Source organism: Polynucleobacter sp. MWH-S4W17, assembly GCF_018687535.1.
In the GTDB taxonomy this organism is placed as follows: domain Bacteria; phylum Pseudomonadota; class Gammaproteobacteria; order Burkholderiales; family Burkholderiaceae; genus Polynucleobacter.
Window position 1 is genome coordinate 1,868,950 of sequence record NZ_CP061295.1, and the last position, 15,913, is coordinate 1,884,862.

18 protein-coding genes and 1 tRNA gene are annotated in these 15,913 nt (G+C 46.5%); 12 read left to right on the forward strand and 7 right to left on the reverse strand.

What is annotated here, in order from left to right; translation table 11 throughout:
- The first annotated feature begins 129 nt into the window (after nucleotides 1-129).
- Genes hpf through rapZ form a run of 4 tightly spaced genes read left to right on the forward strand, consistent with a single transcriptional unit; the run spans nucleotide 130 to nucleotide 2,825 of the window.
- Nucleotides 130-453, forward strand: coding sequence for a ribosome hibernation-promoting factor, HPF/YfiA family (gene hpf / locus C2755_RS09315; RefSeq protein ID WP_012358449.1), 324 nt, complete (start codon nucleotides 130-132; stop codon nucleotides 451-453).
- Between the two features lie 33 nt (nucleotides 454-486).
- Nucleotides 487-948, forward strand: coding sequence for a PTS sugar transporter subunit IIA (locus C2755_RS09320; protein ID WP_215321070.1), 462 nt, complete (start codon nucleotides 487-489; stop codon nucleotides 946-948).
- Nucleotides 945-1,931, forward strand: a complete 987-nt coding sequence (gene hprK / locus C2755_RS09325; protein WP_215321071.1) for an HPr(Ser) kinase/phosphatase — start codon at nucleotides 945-947, stop codon at nucleotides 1,929-1,931. Before C2755_RS09320 ends, hprK begins: the two co-directional genes overlap by 4 nt.
- A gap of 3 nt (nucleotides 1,932-1,934) precedes the next feature.
- Entirely contained in the window at nucleotides 1,935-2,825 is an 891-nt protein-coding gene (rapZ, locus tag C2755_RS09330) for an RNase adapter RapZ (protein ID WP_215321072.1), read from the forward strand.
- Here the strand turns inward: rapZ and mutY are convergent.
- Nucleotides 2,770-3,915, reverse strand: coding sequence for an A/G-specific adenine glycosylase (gene mutY, locus C2755_RS09335; protein ID WP_215321073.1), 1,146 nt, complete (start codon nucleotides 3,913-3,915; stop codon nucleotides 2,770-2,772). The two genes, rapZ and mutY, sit on opposite strands and share 56 nt — an antisense overlap.
- Nucleotides 3,900-4,736 carry a bifunctional DNA-formamidopyrimidine glycosylase/DNA-(apurinic or apyrimidinic site) lyase gene (gene mutM / locus C2755_RS09340; RefSeq protein WP_215321074.1) on the reverse strand — a complete coding sequence of 279 codons (837 nt, stop codon included), beginning with the start codon at nucleotides 4,734-4,736 and terminating at the stop codon, nucleotides 3,900-3,902. The genes mutY and mutM overlap by 16 nt, the downstream gene beginning before the upstream one ends.
- A 35-nt stretch (nucleotides 4,737-4,771) precedes the next feature.
- On the opposite strand from mutM, the gene C2755_RS09345 reads away from it, so the two are divergent.
- The 6 genes from C2755_RS09345 (at nucleotide 4,772) to pth (ending at nucleotide 9,734) form a co-directional block, all read left to right on the forward strand.
- The gene (locus C2755_RS09345) at nucleotides 4,772-6,259 is read left to right on the forward strand and encodes an outer membrane lipoprotein LolB (RefSeq protein ID WP_215321075.1); all 1,488 of its coding nucleotides are present in this window, start codon (nucleotides 4,772-4,774) and stop codon (nucleotides 6,257-6,259) included.
- 11 nt (nucleotides 6,260-6,270) lie between these two features.
- A complete protein-coding gene (gene ispE / locus C2755_RS09350; protein ID WP_215321076.1) occupies nucleotides 6,271-7,149 on the forward strand; it encodes a 4-(cytidine 5'-diphospho)-2-C-methyl-D-erythritol kinase in 879 nt (292 codons plus the stop codon).
- A gap of 5 nt (nucleotides 7,150-7,154) precedes the next feature.
- Nucleotides 7,155-7,231 (forward strand) — tRNA-Gln (locus C2755_RS09355).
- A gap of 54 nt (nucleotides 7,232-7,285) precedes the next feature.
- A complete protein-coding gene (locus C2755_RS09360) occupies nucleotides 7,286-8,251 on the forward strand; it encodes a ribose-phosphate pyrophosphokinase (RefSeq protein WP_215321077.1) in 966 nt (321 codons plus the stop codon).
- 136 nt (nucleotides 8,252-8,387) lie between these two features.
- Nucleotides 8,388-9,032: a 50S ribosomal protein L25/general stress protein Ctc gene (locus C2755_RS09365; protein ID WP_215321078.1), complete on the forward strand. Its 645-nt coding sequence runs from the start codon at nucleotides 8,388-8,390 to the stop codon at nucleotides 9,030-9,032.
- A 111-nt stretch (nucleotides 9,033-9,143) separates the two neighbouring features.
- A complete protein-coding gene (pth, locus tag C2755_RS09370; protein ID WP_215321079.1) occupies nucleotides 9,144-9,734 on the forward strand; it encodes an aminoacyl-tRNA hydrolase in 591 nt (196 codons plus the stop codon).
- Between the two features lie 21 nt (nucleotides 9,735-9,755).
- Here the strand turns inward: pth and C2755_RS09375 are convergent, their stop codons facing one another.
- Genes C2755_RS09375 through C2755_RS09395 form a run of 5 tightly spaced genes read right to left on the reverse strand, consistent with a single transcriptional unit; the run spans nucleotide 9,756 to nucleotide 13,902 of the window.
- A complete protein-coding gene (locus tag C2755_RS09375; RefSeq protein WP_215321080.1) occupies nucleotides 9,756-10,022 on the reverse strand; it encodes a YfhL family 4Fe-4S dicluster ferredoxin in 267 nt (88 codons plus the stop codon).
- 25 nt (nucleotides 10,023-10,047) lie between these two features.
- The gene (gene coaD, locus C2755_RS09380) at nucleotides 10,048-10,545 is read right to left on the reverse strand and encodes a pantetheine-phosphate adenylyltransferase (RefSeq protein WP_072582688.1); all 498 of its coding nucleotides are present in this window, start codon (nucleotides 10,543-10,545) and stop codon (nucleotides 10,048-10,050) included.
- Between the two features lie 36 nt (nucleotides 10,546-10,581).
- Complete coding sequence (gene rsmD, locus C2755_RS09385; protein WP_251368469.1) at nucleotides 10,582-11,154, reverse strand: 16S rRNA (guanine(966)-N(2))-methyltransferase RsmD; 573 nt, start codon at nucleotides 11,152-11,154, stop codon at nucleotides 10,582-10,584.
- A gap of 46 nt (nucleotides 11,155-11,200) precedes the next feature.
- The gene (locus C2755_RS09390) at nucleotides 11,201-12,538 is read right to left on the reverse strand and encodes a pitrilysin family protein (protein ID WP_215321081.1); all 1,338 of its coding nucleotides are present in this window, start codon (nucleotides 12,536-12,538) and stop codon (nucleotides 11,201-11,203) included.
- Nucleotides 12,538-13,902, reverse strand: coding sequence for a pitrilysin family protein (locus tag C2755_RS09395; protein ID WP_215321082.1), 1,365 nt, complete (start codon nucleotides 13,900-13,902; stop codon nucleotides 12,538-12,540). Before C2755_RS09395 ends, C2755_RS09390 begins: the two co-directional genes overlap by 1 nt.
- 63 nt (nucleotides 13,903-13,965) lie before the next feature.
- Here C2755_RS09395 and ftsY point away from each other — a divergent pair, with 63 nt between their 5' ends.
- On the forward strand, nucleotides 13,966-14,856 hold the full coding sequence (gene ftsY, locus C2755_RS09400; protein WP_215321083.1) for a signal recognition particle-docking protein FtsY: 891 nt from the start codon (nucleotides 13,966-13,968) through the stop codon (nucleotides 14,854-14,856).
- A 93-nt stretch (nucleotides 14,857-14,949) separates the two neighbouring features.
- Complete coding sequence (rpoH, locus tag C2755_RS09405) at nucleotides 14,950-15,873, forward strand: RNA polymerase sigma factor RpoH (protein WP_215321084.1); 924 nt, start codon at nucleotides 14,950-14,952, stop codon at nucleotides 15,871-15,873.
- Nucleotides 15,874-15,913 lie beyond the last annotated feature (40 nt).

Here is a 15,913-nt window from a genome sequence, read left to right on the forward strand (position 1 = left end):
ATTCGCTGATACGCTGGAGGCTCATGGTTTATCTTCCAAAAAAACAGCACAAAAAATTTCAGGGGCTTGCTGCGCACCCCGGGCATGACTATGCGCACGCATCTATAGCATCTATAAAAGGAGTCGCTAATGAATTTGAAAATTAATAGCCGTCACGTGGAAGTTACCCCTGCCATGCGCTCTCATCTTGAGGCGGGTCTAGCCAAAATTCGTAAGCACTTCGATCACGTCATTGATGCGTCTGCCTTCCTGGTAGTAGATAAAGCCAAAGAGAAGGACCTACGTCAAAGCGCCGAGATCACCATTCACCTTAAGGGGAAAGATCTGTTCGCTGAAGCACACAATGCCGACCTCTACCACGCCATGGATGCAGTGGTTGATAAGTTAGAGCGCCAAGTTGTTAAACACAAAGAAAAGATTCAAGATCATCACCACGAAAAGCATTTTGAGTGATCTAGTGCGTCAGGACACCTATAATCAATTCACATGAATGCCCTGACCAATCTTTTTACTCCCGACTGCATTGCATTAGATATCCCCGCCACAAGCAGGGCTGATGCATTTGCAGCCGCTGGAGAACTGTTTTCTAAACAAACAGGAATAACAGCCAACTCCGTTATAGAGTTCCTCAATGCTCGTGAAGATTTAGGCTCCACCGCCCTCGGTGCTGGTGTGGCCATCCCTCACGGTCGTGTGAAAGGCTTAAAGCAGCCGAGCGCAGCTTTTATGAGACTGCAGAACCCAATTGAGTTTGCAGCTCCGGATGGTGAAGCGGTTTCCATCTTGATTTTCTTATTGGTGCCCGAAAAAGCCACCCAACAACATTTAGAGATTTTGTCTTCGATTGCACAGCTGCTATCGGATGCCGATGCTCGCGAGTCCTTATCGTCTACTGCAGACCCCTTAAAAGTTTGCGAACTCTTACAACACTGGGGTACAGCAAAATGACTCAGCCATTACTCCTAGAGGGAGTAACTGCTCAGCAGATTTTTGATGACAATGTTTCAGAATTAAAACTGTCTTGGATTGGCGGTCTTGAAGGTGCCGACCGCACCTTCCCGCCAGAAGCTGTAAAAATAGCTGCAGCCAGCTCCGACTTAGTAGGACACTTAAACCTTATTCACCCAAGTCGCATTCAAATCTTCGGCGAGCAAGAGGTTGAATATCACGCTGCTCTGGAGCCAAAACAAAGGCAAGAGCAAATTGCCAGCTTAATCTCCAAGATGCCTCCTTGTGTCATTGTGGCCGATGGTAAGAGTGCGGATCCAGACTTACAACTATTCTGCCAGCGCTCCTCAACACCACTATTCACCACTGCTATTTCTGCTGCGGAAGTGATTGATCATTTGCGCATTTATTTAACTAAAATTGGAGCGCCTCAGATCACCATGCATGGTGTCTTCATGGACATTCTGGGCTTGGGTGTACTCCTTACTGGCGAATCCGGCCTAGGTAAAAGTGAATTAGGCCTCGAACTCATTTCTCGTGGGCATGGATTGGTAGCCGATGATGCGGTTGACTTTGCTCGACTTGGACCAGATTACATTGAGGGTCGCTGCCCTGTCATCTTGCGTAACTTGCTTGAGGTACGCGGATTGGGATTACTCGATATTCGGACAATCTTTGGTGAAACCGCAGTACGTCGTAAATTAAAACTACGCCTCATTGTTCAGCTCGTTCGCAGAAATGATGGCGAATTTGAACGTCTACCCCTTGAGGCCCAGCATATCGATGTTCTAGGAGTGCCAATTCGCACCGTCAAGATTCAGGTGGCTGCAGGTCGCAACTTAGCCGTACTTGTTGAAGCTGCTGTACGCAATACCATTTTGCAATTGCGCGGTATCGATACCTTAAAAGAATTTATCGAGCGTCAGCGCATTCAGATGAATGCTGAGTCAGAATCCTCAAAGTCCCAAGGACGCCTACTCTAAGCCATGCAAATCAATCTGATTACCGGAATCTCAGGCTCAGGTAAATCAGTAGCCCTGAGGGCTTTTGAAGACGCAGGCTATGACTGCGTTGACAATCTTCCTGTCTCGCTTCTAGAAAACCTCATCTCCACTCTTGAAAAAGAAAAGTGCGAGCAAGTTGCGGTCGCCATAGATGCTCGTCGCGGACAATCTATTGCAAACTTGCCGTCCATTCTCGAGAACCTACGTAAAAATCATCAGGTCAGAGTGGTATTTCTAAATGCCGATACCAATACTTTGGTGCAACGCTTCTCGGAAACCCGTCGTCGCCATCCCTTATCTACTAATGGCAAACAATCTCAATCGGCAACCCTGATTGAGGCAATTGATAAAGAGCGTAATTTGCTGGAGCCCTTACGTGCCCAGGCGCACAGCATCGATACCAGCAACCTACCTGCTCATGCACTGCGTTCCTGGATTCAAGATCTTCTCAAAGACAAACCGGTAGGTCTCACAGTAGTTTTTGAATCATTTGGTTTTAAAAAGGGTGTGCCCAGCGAAGCGGACTTAGTTTTTGATGTGCGCTGTCTACCAAATCCTCACTATGACAAAGTACTGAGGCCCCTTACTGGCAACGACAAGCCCGTGCAAGAATTTCTGGAAAAAATTCCAGAGGTGATGAGCATGGAATCTGACATCACCCAATTCATTAACAAGTGGTTGCCCCATTACATTGCTGATGGTCGCAGTTATTTAACGGTTGCTATTGGTTGTACTGGCGGCCAACATCGCTCTGTCTATCTCGTAGGCCGCCTGAGCGAACACTTCCGCGCCCAAAAGGACCTCATGGACTTGCAGCTTAATTTTTTAGATCGTCACCGCGAACTAGATTCAATCCCTGCAGCAAAAGCTTAATCGGCTGCGGCAGGCCATGGCGTCCTAGCTGAGCCAAGGGCACCCACTTCAGATCTGGATTTAAAAAGACTAACTCTTTTGGAGCACTTACTTGCCATATCTGCATCCACAATCGTCTGTGCGTAAAGACATGCTTAATTTCTTCGGCTCGCTTTAATGATTTAAAAGCTTTTGTAAGTGCTGCTAATTTTTCTTCGGGCAATGTAGCTGCAAATAATTCCTGCGGGCTTATTTCAATAACTTTTTCACGAGCTATCCTAGGGGTCCACGGCCCTTCAGGCAAAGACCACAGACCACCCCAAATGGCTTTACTTGGGCGCTTTTGCAAGAGGATGGAATTACCCGAACGCATCAACAACATATTGCAATCAAATTCTGGAGATTTCGTCTTCTTGGTTTTTTGTGGAAGCAAAAGGACCTGATTGCTTAAATTAGCTTGGCAGTCTTTTGTGAATGGGCATTTTTTTTCAGACCCTAAGCATACTGGTTTGCGTGACATACACCAAGTAGCGCCAAAGTCCATCAGCGCCTGGGTATAGACTGGCATATCTGTAGGCTTAGTTGGTAGTAAATCAATTGCTAAATCCCATAGTCGATCATTGATTTTCTTATCCTGCATCGCACCTTCAATCGCAAATAAACGCGCCAGAATGCGCTTCACATTCGCATCCAAAATAGGTGCTCGTTCATGAAAAGCAAATGCAGCGATTGCGCCAGCTGTAGATCGCCCAATGCCTTTTAATTGCTCAAGCAAAATGGGGTCACTTGGAAACTGGCCGCCGAACTCTGTCATGACTTGCTTTGCGCAAGCGTGTAGATTTCTAGCGCGCGAGTAATAACCTAATCCCGCCCACTCAGCCAATACTTCATCGATATCAGCGCAAGCTAATTTTTTAACTGTAGGAAAGCGCTCCATAAAACGTGGGTAGCGCTCAAGGACAGTAGCCACTTGAGTTTGTTGCAACATGATTTCTGAGACCCACACCGCATAAGGGTCTCGATTACCTTGCCAAGGCAAGCCTGAGCGCCCACTGATCGCATGCCAAGCAACTAGCTTTGATGCAAATGTGTTGATCAGCGTTTTTGACATTGAGTACAAAAATAAGTGGAACGTTGGCCCTGCACTATTTGACTAATAGGCGTCCCACATACCTTACACGGAAGTCCTTTGCGGTCATAGGCCTTGGTTTGGACCATAAAGTGTCCAGGATCACCATCGCTATTTACAAAATCTTTCAAACTACTGCCGCCAGCTGCAATCGCTTTTTTCAAAATCAATCTCACCGCTTCAGCCAAACGAGAACATTGCGGACGTGTGAGCTTTCCTGCAGCTTTAGCTGGATGAATACCCGCCTCAAATAAACTTTCAGAACAATAAATATTGCCGACCCCGACAACCGCTTGCCCCGCCAAAAGAAACTGCTTCACAGCAACACTACGTTTGCGGGATTTTTGATACAAAATATCTGCGCCCAGCTCACCCGCAAACTCTGGAGAAAACGGCTCCACTCCTAGCTTTTGCAAAAGCGCAAATGTTTCAATGGGACCTTTTGATTTAGGATGCCATAAGACGGCGCCGAATTTTCGTGGATCATGTAAACGCAAACTGAACTTACCGAACTCTAGCGTCACGCGATCATGAATCTTAAGGGGGTCCGAGCTTGGGAGTACACGCAAAGTTCCCGTCATCCCCAAATGAATCAGTAAGTAGCCCGTATCCATTTCTAATAAAAGATACTTCCCACGCCTTTCAATAGCATGCACTTTTTGCCCAGGCAAGCTTTTAGAGAGGTTGGCGGGCACTGGCCAACGCAAGCGTCCATCAATAATATTGACGGCGCTGACCTTGCGCCCCTCAAGATGGGGGGCGATTCCTAATCGGGTGACTTCTACTTCTGGAAGTTCTGGCATAAATGGATTGTAGATTCGCGGATTAGAATGTGCTTATGAGTAAATTCACACTGAAACCTCTTTTAAAGGGTTTATTCCTGGCAGCCCTCACTGGTGGAGTCATTTCATCAGCTCATGCCCAAACCCAGGCAAATGGATTACAAACTGGCGAAGCGGTCTTTGAGGTGCTCGCCTCTGAAATCGCCCTTCAGCGGGGTGAGGCTGGCTTGGCTTACAACACCTACCTGGAGATGGCGCGTCAATACCAGGACCCCAGGCTTGCTCAAAGAGCTATGGAAATTGCGATTGCTGGAGGTTCCCCAGATTTAGCCATGCAAGCAGCGAAAGCTTGGGATGAACTCTCTCCAGCTTCGGATACCAAACCTAAAGAAGTCCTGGTAACGCTATTGATCTTAAGTAATCGCTGGTCTGATGCTGTCAAGCCAGCAATTACTCTATTGCGCCAACAAACTCCCGCCGAACAGGAGAATACTCTTTTGCAATTACAAGTATTGCTTGCTAAAGCGAAAGATGAGTCGGATGCTTTACGCGCTTTTTATGAAATCGCATCTACTGTCAAGATTCCACCCAAAGATCCGGGCCTGCTTTATACCTATGCCATGTCTGCTGAAAAAGTAGGTCACATGGATGTAATGGAAAAAACACTGCGTGACATTTTGCGCAAGTACCCAAACGATGTAAATTCTCTTAATGCCCTTGGCTATTCTCTAGCTGACCGTAATTTGAAGTTACCTGAGGCATATGCGCTCATTAGTAAAGCACATCAACTGTCTCCAAAAGATAGTTTTATTTTGGACAGCTTGGGTTGGGTCAATTTTCGTCTAGGTAAAAATACCCTCGCATTAGAACAATTACAACAAGCATTTGCTATGAAACCAGAAGCTGATATTGCGGCTCATACTGGTGAAGTGTTGTGGGCCATGAATCGCCGTGCGGAAGCTGAAGAGATGTGGCGCCAGGGACAAAAAATAGACGCCAATAATCCAACCCTGAAAGAAACCTTACAACGTCTAAAGCCAGACTGGGAAAGGGGTGACCAAGCATCTAAGGGCTCATGGGATGGGCGCTTTGCCGTCAAAGTCATTGGCTTAACTGAGTCACAAAACCAAGGTGGCTCTGGTGGCTTTACCTTGACCCAAGAAGCATTAAAGGATGTTTTAGAAATACGCAATCCCATGGGTGGCTCGATTGCAAAAATTACTATTACGCCAGGTGAAGCCACACTCGAAAGTGATGGCAAAGTAGTTACTGCAGTTGATGCAGATACCTTATTGCAAAACACATTAGGCCTACCACTACCAGCTCGCGGATTATCAAACTGGTTAAGAGGCGAAGTGCGTCCTGGAAGCGAGGCAAGTGTTGATAGAAATGCAAATGGTCAAGTAAGTAAAATTAGTCAGGATGGCTGGGACTTGGTATACACCTGGAGCAATACCAATCGCCTCGAAAAACTCACCATGACGCGTAGCTCGAATATCGGATCGATTGATATACGCCTCGTGTTTGACCGCCCGAATGACTAAGCAAAAGAACAATGGCGAAACCCGATTCTTTATCTCTTCGTTCGCCGGCTAAGCTCAATCTTTTTTTACACATCGTCGGACGTAGAGCAGATGGTTATCACCTACTTCAGTCTGTTTTTCAACTAATTGACTGGTGTGACACCATCCACCTAAAAAGCATTTCTGAAAATGAAGTGCGCCGCATCAATCCCATTCCCGGAGTTCCGCCAGAACAAGATTTGGTGGTTCGCGCAGCTAAGCTACTAAAAGATTTTTGCAAGATTGAGGCTGGCGTTGAAATCCATCTTCATAAAGAAATTCCGATGGGGGCGGGTATGGGGGGCGGGTCCTCTGACGCAGCAACTACATTGATTGGTCTTAACGCCCTTTGGAATCTCAATCTCTCTAAAGAAATGCTTTGCACCCTTGGGCTTAAGCTCGGTGCCGATGTCCCCTTCTTCATTTTTGGTCAAAATGCCCTTGTTGAAGGCATTGGGGAGAAAATTCAAGAAATTTCCCTCCAAACCCCTGATTTTTTGGTGATATTTCCCAATCAAGGCATCTCAACAGCAAGCATTTTTCTAGACCCGGAATTGACCCGAGATCACGCTCAGATTACAATTGATGGCTTTCTTGCATCGCCATTGTCATATCAATCGAATGATTGTCAGGCTGTAGCGATGCGGATTTGCCCAGAAGTGAAGCAAGCTTTGGATTGGATTACCCAGGCAGTACCGGGCTCACAGCCCCGAATGTCTGGTTCTGGTAGTAGCGTTTTCGCAGTCTTAGACCCTAAGACCGACACCGCAAAACTAGAAAATCTTCTGCAAAATCTTCCTGAAGGGTGGGTAGGTCGGGTTGTTCGGGGGCTAAATAAAAATCCCGCTTACAATTTGATTTCTTCAGATTGACCTGTAGGGGAATCGCCAAGCTGGTTAAGGCACTGGATTTTGATTCCAGCATGCGAAGGTTCGAATCCTTCTTCCCCTGCCAAGTACTGTAGAAACGATAAAGATAACCTTTTGACCCCACAAAACCCATAAGACTATGTCCTCCACAAACGCAGATTTATTGACTCTTTTCACAGGCAACGCAAATCCCGTTTTGGCTGAGGCTGTAGCCAAAGAACTCAAACTCCCAATGGGAAAAGCCTTTGTTGGCCGATTCTCTGATGGCGAGATTCAAGTAGAAATTCAAGAGAACGTCCGCGGCAAGAATGTCGTGGTGATCCAATCAACCTGCGCACCTACAAATGACAGCTTAATGGAGCTCATGATCATGATTGATGCTCTGAAACGAGCATCTGCAAGTCGCATAACCGCAGTGATTCCTTACTTCGGTTATGCCCGTCAAGACCGCCGCCCTCGTTCTGCCCGCGTAGCTATTTCCGCTCGGATTGTGGCTAACATGCTTCAGTCAGTAGCTGGCATTGAGCGTGTTTTGACTATGGATCTGCATGCTGACCAAATTCAGGGCTTCTTTGATATTCCGGTAGACAACATCTATGCTTCCCCAGTCCTTTTGGCTGACTTGGAGGCACAGAAAACTAAAAAAGACTTGATCATTGTGTCTCCAGACATTGGCGGCGTGGTTCGAGCCCGTGCAATGGCTAAGCAATTAGGCACTGATTTGGCGATTATTGATAAACGCCGTCCTAAAGCAAACGTATCCGAAGTGATGCACCTCATTGGCGAAGTAGAAGGCCGCCATTGCGTCATCATGGATGACATCATCGATACCGGTGGAACCCTCTGTAAAGCCGCTGAAGCGCTTAAAGAGCGCGGTGCTAAGGGCGTTACCGCCTACTGTACTCACGCCGTGCTCTCAGGCGGTGCTGTAGCCCGTATTGCAGCCTCTGAATTGGATGAGTTGGTTGTTACCGACACCATTCCCCTGACTGCAGAGGCCATGAAAGTATCCAAAATTCGCCAATTGAGCGTTGCTCCGATCCTCGCTGAAACCCTTTCCCGCATCAGCAAAGGTGATTCAGTGATGTCGATGTTTGCTGAATAAGTCAAAAATCACCGTTTTACCCCGGTTTTTGGCAGTTTTAAGCCTTTTGTAGGCAAAAACACTCTTTCCCACGATATAATTGAAGGCTTTTCTGTTTGGTCGCGAACGGAAATTAACCTTAATTAGGAAAATCATCATGAAAGTAGTTGCCTTTGAAAGAAGCGTACAGGGAACGGGTGCGAGCCGCCGTCTGCGCAATTCCGGAAAAACTCCGGGAATCGTTTACGGTAGTAAAGATCCAGCCTTGGTCATCGAGTTAGACCACAACGCGTTGTTCCATGCTCTCCGCAAGGAAGCATTCCACTCATCCATTTTGGATTTGGAAATTAGCGGTAAGACACAAAAAGTGTTGTTGCGCGATTACCAAATGCATCCATTCAAGCCATTGGTATTGCATATTGACTTCCAGCGCGTATCTGCGACTGAGAAAGTTCATATGCGCGTTCCATTGCACTTCGCTAATGCTGACACTTCAGCTGCTGTGAAATTGCAAGGCGCTGTTATTAGCCATATCCTCACTGAACTCGAAGTTTCTTGCTTACCAGCAGACTTGCCAGAGTTCATTGAAGTGGACTTGGCGAAGATTGAAGTTGGTCACGGTATTCACGCTAAAGACATCGCATTGCCAAAAGGCGTTACCTTGGTATTGCATGTTGAGCAAGAGAATCCAGTACTTGCTAACGCACGTATCCCAGCAGTTAAAGGTGCTGAGCCTACAGACGCGCCTGCTGCACCAGCAGCCGCAGCCTCTGCAGCTGAGGCGCCAAAAGATAAAGCTTAATTATTTAGCTCAATCGCTTGTACAAGAAGGCCTGCGCAAGCGGGCCTTTTTTATTGCCCTAAGTTTTCACTCTTTTTTGGCGAAATACTTTTATATCTTTAAACTCTCAACATGACTAAATTAATTGTTGGCCTAGGCAATCCTGGAGATGAGCATAAAGAAGATCGGCACAATGCTGGCTTCTGGTTTGTTGACGTCTTGGCAAAACAACTAAGCACTCGTTTTGAATCTGAAAAACGCTTTCATGGCAAAGTAGCTAAAGCTAAATGGGAAGGCGAAGATCTTTACTTACTCAAGCCAAGCACTTACATGAACCTGAGTGGGCAATCGGTTGGCGCGCTATGCCGCTTTCACAAAATCACTCCTGCGGATATTTTGATAGTCCAAGATGAACTGGATTTGAAGCCTGGTACTGCACGACTGAAGTTAGGTGGCGGCACTGGCGGTCACAATGGCTTGAAAGATATCCAAGCGCATTTAAGTACCCCAGATTATTGGCGCTTACGCTTAGGCATTGGCCACCCCAGAGATTTAGCTGGTGATGGACGCCCGATGGATGTTGCAGATTATGTATTGCGTAGACCTCAATTGGACGAGCAAAAACTTATTGATATCAGCATTGAAAATAGCCTGCAAATTTTGCCGCTCTTTTTAAAAGGCGATACTCAAAACGCTATGATGGAGTTGCACTCCAAGGGCTAATTACTGAACTAAGCTGCTCAGTTAAGCTGTATTGGCTTTTTTGGCAGCAGTTAAACGCGTGAACTTCACCATTAACTGCTCTTGAGTTTCTGTGTGCTCAGGATTAAATGGGATGCAGTCGACTGGACAGACCTGGCGACATTGGGGGGCATCATAGTGACCTATGCATTCGGTACATTTATCGGGATTGATTTCATAAATCTCCAGACCCATGTAAATAGCATCATTTGGACACTCCGGCTCGCAGACATCGCAGTTAATGCATTCGTCCGTGATCATTAATGCCATGATTTACTCGCCAAATTTCATTTGGTCACTCTTTATTCTGAGTGCCTGAAGCAATTTTTCTGACGAGCCATTTTTCCACTGATGGAAAAACAAACTTACTCACATCACCACCCATTGAAGCTATCTCACGCACGAAAGTGCCTGAGATAAATTGATACTGATCGGATGGGGTTAAGAATAAAGTTTCAACGTCAGGAAGCAGGTAACGATTCATGCCTGCCATTTGGAACTCATACTCAAAATCAGATACAGCACGTAACCCCCGCACGATCACGCGCGCTTGATGCTCGCGTGCAAAATCTTTTAATAAGCCAGTAAAGCCAACGACTTTTACATTCGGATAGTGGCCAAGTACTTCCTTGGCGATAGCAATGCGCTCTTCTAAATTGAAGAATGGACGTTTGCTGCGACTGTCGGCAACACCCACAATCAACTCCGTAAAAATGCTCGATGCGCGGCGGACCAAGTCCTCGTGACCACGAGTAAATGGATCAAATGTTCCAGGGTATACGGCAACTGTCATAACGTTCCTAAGGCTTTATCGGCTACAGGCAAGAGTTTAGCCTCTTCCACCCCGAAATAGACAGGCTTTTACCTGTCCAGCCTCTAAGTATTTTCCACAATGCCAGTCCGGTAGTAGGGCCTCCACCTCCTCGCGTGGTCGACTAGAGGGAAATTCCACATAAATACCACCGCCTGCCGAGTCATCACAAACCCTAGCTGCCTGGATAACGGCGCGATCTAATAAACCCGAATCCTGGAATGGTGGATCAATAAAAATTAAATTGCTAGAACGATCTGCCTGCTGCTTCAGAAACTCAAGGCTATCTCGCTGCAAAATTTCTACAAGGCCAGCAGCTGGTGAAGACTGCAATAAAGCAAAATTGGCTGTTAAATTTGTGTAAGCCTTTTTTTCTTTCTCCAGCAACACAACCAATGCAGCGCCTCTTGATGCGGCCTCAAAACCCAAAGCACCGGTACCCGCAAAAAGATCTAGGCATCGTAAACCTGTTAAATCTTGTCCCAACCAATTAAAGAGCGTTTCCCGAATGCGATCAGTTGTAGGGCGTAGGCCAGGCAGGTCCAAAACCGTTAGCAAACGACTTCTCCAATTACCACCAATAATCCGCACCTTCTTCGGCGGCTCAGTCTTTAAAGGCTTGCTTACTTTATTGGGCTTATTTATTTTTTGCTCCTAATACAACAATCTTCATACGATCCATTGCAAGATATTTTTTGAATGCAGCATTTACCTGCTCCAAAGTTACCGCCTCAACTTGCTTAGTCCATATATCCATCGTATCGAGCGGCAAGCCATTCCATGCAATTGAAGAGAGGTTGTCCAACAACTTGCGATTGTTATCAATCCGCAATGGGTAACCATTCACTAGGTTTGCTTTAGCAGCCAAAAGCTCAGATGGAGTGGGTCCATCAGCAATAAATTGAGCAGTGGTAGAACTCATCACCTCTAAAGCCAGCGCAGCCTGATCACTCTTGGTTTGTAGGCCCGCTTGAAAAATGCCATTCTCTTTTCCAGGAATAAAATAGCTAAACACGCTGTACGCAAGACCGCGCTTCTCGCGCACCTCAGCCATCAAACGAGAAACAAAACCGCCGCCGCCCAAAACATAGTTACCAACCAGCAATGGGAAGTAATCAGGGTTGTTGCGAGCAACCGCCGTCATCCCCATGGCAATGTGGGCCTGCTGAGAGTCAAAAGGAATTTGAATTTCTCGTTGCGCCAGAGGCTCTACAGGAGAGCGCTCGAGTTCGGGCAACTTTGCGATGGGCTGACCCGAAGCAGGAATCTGCTTTAACAAAGCTTTAACGATTTCTTCTGCTTGAGCACGGTCAACATCGCCAACAATACTCACAATCATGCGATCACCGCGATAAAACTGCTTATGAAATTGCACTAAGTCATTTACGCTTACAGCAGCAACTGATTTTATTGTTGGCGAATCAGCTAGAGGATAGTTTTCATACACTGACTTTTTAAAACGACGCTCTAGAACAAACTCGGGTTTAGTTTCTGCCTCAAGCAAACTCGTTATCGTTCTTTGTTTCTCACGCTCAACAATTTTAGAGTCGTAAGTCGGTGCGCTCAACATAGCAGCAGCTAGTTGTACTGCTCTATCGCGCAAGTCTTTTCGACTCAAACTGCGAATGCGCAAGATTGCTCGCTCGCCGCTCACAGATAGGCCAATATTAGCTCCAAGATCAGCGATTTCATCAGCTATTTGAGCTTCAGTGAGAACCCCTTTTTCGCTCTTAACCCCATAATTCATCAGGCCTGCAACCATATCGGCTAGGCCACTTTTGCCAGCAGGGTCATAGCGATCGCCTGCATCAATACTGACCTCAATGTCTACCATCGGCAGCGCTTTGGTTTGCACTAAATATGCCTTGGCGCCCTTATAGGAATCTAACTTCTCGATCGGTAAGATGGCGTGCGCGTTACCAAACAAGCCAAAAGTAAGGAGGCAAACTGAAATACCTTTAACGAAGAGATTCATCACTTGCCCCCCTTACCCGCGGCTTGACGCGCCTGAGGATCTAATACCGCAATCGTGAGACCTTCATCAACTAGGTATTTCTTAGCAACAGCTTGAACTTGTGCGGGAGTAATGGATTGCATTTTTTCTAACATGTAATCGATGTCCTTCCAAGAAAATCCTGCCATCTCTGTGCTGCCAATTTCCATTGCTTGACCAAAGATAGAGTCGCGTTTATAGATTTGCTCAGACAGAATTCGTACCTTAATTCTCTTGAGCTCAGACTCCAGAATCCCTTTTTGCTTTAATTCTTCAAGCGCCTTGCGGATGCTTGTCTGAGCCTGATCGACTGTTTTTCCTTTAGCCATCGTGGCGCTAATTAAAAATAGTTCTGGCCCACGAGAAATCATGTCGTAGCCAACACCCACATCATTCACTACTTTTTCCTGCTTAACGAGCGTGCGATTTAAGCGGGCATTGTCATAGCCATCCAGCACTGCTGTCAGAAGCTCTAAGGCATATGGCTCGGGGTCATCCAGCTTGCCAGGCTCGAGACGGGGCACCTTCCAAGCCATGGCTAATTGAGCGCTATCAGCTGGCGCCTTTACCTGAACCTGCTTAATCCCTTTTTGAGGCGGCTCAATTTGTGGCTTACGCACTGGCAACTCATGAGCAGCGGCAGCGCCGTAATACTTCTCCGCCATATTCAACACTTTTTTAGCATCCACATCACCGCTGATGACTACGGTTGCATTGTTTGGCTTATACCAACTACGATACCAATCTCGCGCATCGGACGCTTTCATATTCTCTAAGTCATTCATCCAACCAATGACCGGATGGCGATATGGAGAGCTCATATAAGCGGTTGCCATTAATGATTCGCTGAGTAAACTACTAGGATTGTCTTCTGTTCGTAAGCGACGCTCCTCCATGATGACCTGAATTTCTTTCAAGAATTCTGCATCATCAAAATTGAGGTTAGACATACGATCTGCTTCAAGCTTGATCACGTCTTCTAATTTTGATTTTTCAACTTGCTGAAAGTAAGCCGTGTAATCGCGCGAGGTAAATGCATTCTCGCGCCCACCGACCGCGGCTACCAAGCGAGAAAATTCACCCGCCTTCACTTTATCGGTACCCTTAAACATCATGTGTTCAAGCACGTGGGCAACGCCCGTCTTCCCATTGACCTCATCCATGGATCCGGCGCGATACCAAGCCATATGAGCTACTGTTGGCGCACGATGGTCTTCCCTGATAATCAATTTGAGGCCATTGCTCAATCGATACTCATGCGTATCCCCTGAATCAGGACCAGCAGCCCAAGTATGCTGGCTAAAGACAAAGAATAAAAAGGAAATTCGGAGTAAATTGGAAAGCATCTGCTAAATCACCATATCCCTAGAATTAAATTGATAAGATGCAAGTTTTAAATTGTATCGATTATGTTCGGCTTACGTAAAACCCTCGGATCCCTTTTCAAATCAAGCAAGGTTGATGAATCTTGGTTTGAAACCTTAGAAGAATCACTCATTCAAAGTGATGTGGGTCTACCTACGACTGAACAACTCATCACCAAACTACGAAAAGCAGCAAAGTCTGAAAAGGCCTCTAGTCCAGAGGAGTTGCAAACTCTTCTCATTCAAGAAGTCAGCGCACTATTGACTGCTATTGAACCTTCACCAAACCCACTATTTACAAGTGATAAGCCTAACACTCCAGAGGTGTGGTTGGTTGTAGGGGTAAATGGAGCCGGCAAGACTACGACCATTGGCAAACTTTGCCGACTCTTTCAGTCTCAGGGAAAATCAGTTCTCTTGGCTGCCGGCGATACTTTTAGAGCTGCGGCACGTAACCAGCTTCAGGAGTGGGGTGGACGCAACCAGGTTGACGTTATTACTCAAGAAGGTGGTGATGCAGCAGCCGTTGCACACGATGCCATTCATGCTGCCATCTCTCGCAAGAACGATATTCTCATCATTGACACTGCAGGCCGTCTCGCCACCCAGGACAACCTCATGGAAGAGCTCAAGAAAGTAAAACGTGTCATTGGTAAAGCACTTCCTGGGGCGCCTCACCACACCCTGCTTGTTTTAGATGGCAATACTGGGCAGAACGGCTTGAGCCAAGTAAAGGCATTCCATGCCGCTCTTGGCCTGACTGGAATCATCGTTACCAAGCTTGATGGCACCGCTAAGGGCGGCGTGATCTGTGCCTTAGCCCACACCCTACAGGATGGCCCAAAACCCGCTGTTCTAGCCCTAGGCAAGGGCGAAGGGATTGAGGATTTAGCCCCCTTCACCGCAGGGCAATATTCATCTGAATTATTCAATTAAATCAATAGCTTACAGTTCATTAAAACCATTAGCACTCTCTTGACAAGAGTGCTAAAATAGATCTCTATTAACACCTCATCTTTATAAGAAAAAATGGTTCAAAAGAAATCCGACAACCCGAATTTGCAAACGCTGCCAGTCGCGCAGACTGCGTCGGCGTCTGCATTTCAGATGTTGCCAACTCTTGGGGTTGGCACTCTCGATTCATACATTTCGTATGTTAATCGAGTGCCGATGCTTAGTGCTGCGGAAGAGTTACATCTTGCGCAGGAATTTCGTCGTACTGAAAATGTCGATGCCGCCAAAACTTTAGTGCTCTCTCATTTACGCTTAGTCGTTTCTGTTGCTCGCCAATATCTTGGCTATGGAATCCCGCATGCTGACTTAATTCAAGAAGGCAATATTGGCTTGATGAAAGCTGTTAAACGCTATGACCCAGACAATGGCGCACGTTTAGTGTCATATGCAATACATTGGATCAAAGCAGAGATTCATGAGTACATTCTCAAGAATTGGCGCCTAGTAAAAACTGCAACCACCAAAGCACAACGCAAATTATTCTTTAACTTACGCAGCAACAAGCCTACCTTGAGTGCGCTTACACCTAGTGAGGTTGACGCCTTGGCTAAAGCACTTGATGTCAAAGGTTCTGATGTTAAAGAAATGGAAATGCGCCTTGCTGGTGGCGATGTCGCTCTAGAGGGCGATGACAGCGATGATGAATCTGCTTACGCCCCTATTCAATGGCTAGCGGATAACTCACATGAGCCTACTGCTCGCATTGCCAGCGCTGAAGCAGATGCCTTGCAAGGTCCCAAACTAGACCAGGCACTCATGGCTTTAGATGAGCGTAGTCGCAATATTGTGCAATCTCGTTGGCTGGCTATGGATGCCGAAGGCAATGGTACTAAGACGTTACATGATCTTGCTAGCGAATATGGCATCTCCGCAGAACGCGTTCGTCAAATTGAAACCGCTGCTCTAAAAAAGATGCGCGGCCTGTTGCAAGCAGCTTAATCAATCAAGAAGTTTGCAGGTAGCAAACTTCTTTAATTCC

Bases quoted from the DNA above. Each gene is read 5' to 3' on its own strand.
- rpoH (WP_215321084.1), top strand. From the start codon at position 14,950: ATGGTTCAAAAGAAATCCGACAACCCGAATTTGCAAACGCTGCCAGTC.
- hprK (WP_215321071.1), top strand. From the start codon at position 945: ATGACTCAGCCATTACTCCTAGAGGGAGTAACTGCTCAGCAGATTTTT.
- pth (WP_215321079.1), top strand. From the start codon at position 9,144: ATGACTAAATTAATTGTTGGCCTAGGCAATCCTGGAGATGAGCATAAA.
- C2755_RS09360 (WP_215321077.1), top strand. From the start codon at position 7,286: ATGTCCTCCACAAACGCAGATTTATTGACTCTTTTCACAGGCAACGCA.
- mutY (WP_215321073.1), bottom strand. From the start codon at position 3,915: ATGTCAAAAACGCTGATCAACACATTTGCATCAAAGCTAGTTGCTTGG.
- ispE (WP_215321076.1), top strand. From the start codon at position 6,271: ATGGCGAAACCCGATTCTTTATCTCTTCGTTCGCCGGCTAAGCTCAAT.
- C2755_RS09365 (WP_215321078.1), top strand. From the start codon at position 8,388: ATGAAAGTAGTTGCCTTTGAAAGAAGCGTACAGGGAACGGGTGCGAGC.
- C2755_RS09320 (WP_215321070.1), top strand. From the start codon at position 487: ATGAATGCCCTGACCAATCTTTTTACTCCCGACTGCATTGCATTAGAT.
- coaD (WP_072582688.1), bottom strand. From the start codon at position 10,545: ATGACAGTTGCCGTATACCCTGGAACATTTGATCCATTTACTCGTGGT.
- C2755_RS09395 (WP_215321082.1), bottom strand. From the start codon at position 13,902: ATGCTTTCCAATTTACTCCGAATTTCCTTTTTATTCTTTGTCTTTAGC.
- C2755_RS09375 (WP_215321080.1), bottom strand. From the start codon at position 10,022: ATGGCATTAATGATCACGGACGAATGCATTAACTGCGATGTCTGCGAG.
- rapZ (WP_215321072.1), top strand. From the start codon at position 1,935: ATGCAAATCAATCTGATTACCGGAATCTCAGGCTCAGGTAAATCAGTA.
- C2755_RS09390 (WP_215321081.1), bottom strand. From the start codon at position 12,538: ATGAATCTCTTCGTTAAAGGTATTTCAGTTTGCCTCCTTACTTTTGGC.
- ftsY (WP_215321083.1), top strand. From the start codon at position 13,966: ATGTTCGGCTTACGTAAAACCCTCGGATCCCTTTTCAAATCAAGCAAG.
- C2755_RS09345 (WP_215321075.1), top strand. From the start codon at position 4,772: ATGAGTAAATTCACACTGAAACCTCTTTTAAAGGGTTTATTCCTGGCA.
- mutM (WP_215321074.1), bottom strand. From the start codon at position 4,736: ATGCCAGAACTTCCAGAAGTAGAAGTCACCCGATTAGGAATCGCCCCC.
- hpf (WP_012358449.1), top strand. From the start codon at position 130: ATGAATTTGAAAATTAATAGCCGTCACGTGGAAGTTACCCCTGCCATG.